Source organism: Pseudomonas frederiksbergensis (assembly GCF_017114915.1).
Lineage (GTDB): Bacteria > Pseudomonadota > Gammaproteobacteria > Pseudomonadales > Pseudomonadaceae > Aquipseudomonas > Aquipseudomonas frederiksbergensis_I.
On the sequence record NZ_JAAUOE010000109.1, the window covers coordinates 1 to 831 of the forward strand.

At 60.5% G+C, this 831-nt stretch carries 1 protein-coding gene; it reads left to right on the plus strand.

Going from position 1 to position 831, the window contains the following annotated elements; translation table 11 throughout:
- Positions 1-831, plus strand: an 831-nt coding sequence (locus tag HCU66_RS26945; protein WP_205891385.1) for an RHS repeat domain-containing protein, incomplete at both ends; no start/stop codon positions are given.

Genomic DNA, 831 nt, shown 5'->3' on the forward strand with positions numbered 1-831 from the left:
CACCGTCAAAGGCAATCGCCTATTGATGCAGGGCGACCGCCATTACGACTACGACGCCTTTGGCAACCTGATCCGCGAATGTCGTGGCACCGGGCAAAAACTGGTCACCGAGTATCGCTATGACTGCCAGCACCGACTGGTCGGCGTCACATTGCCGGATGGAAGTTGCGCGAGTTATCGCTACGACGCCTTCGGCCGCCGCATCGCCAAAACCATCGACGGCAAAACCACTGAGTTCTTCTGGCAGGGCGATCAGGTCGTCGCTGAAAGCAGCAAGGAGCACTACCGCAGCTACATCTACGAGCCGGGCAGCTTCCGCCCGCTGGCCATGCTCGACGGCAAAGGCCCGAAAAAGGCCTGCCCCTTCTACTACCAACTCGACCACCTCGGCACCCCGCAGGAACTCACCGACTACAGCGGCGACATCATCTGGGCCGCCCGATACACCGCCTACGGCCGCCTCACCCGCCTCCACCGCGACACCCACCAGGTCCTCGATCAGCCGCTGCGCTTTCAAGGGCAGTACTTCGACGCGGAAACCGGCCTGCATTACAACCGGCATCGCTACTACAATCCGGATGTCGGACGGTACTTGACCCCGGATCCGAGCAAGTTGGCGGGAGGGTTAAACGGGTATCAGTACACGCACAATCCGACGGGATGGGTTGATCCGCTGGGGTTGAGTGATTGTCCGGGGGCGGATGGGTGTGGGAAGCCGTCGTTTGGGGATGAAGATCCGGCGGGTAAGGCTAGGGTTGATGAAGGGGAGCCAAAACTTCCATTCCCGGAAAGCGTCGACTGGACACCACATGGTTACAAACACAGCCCGTC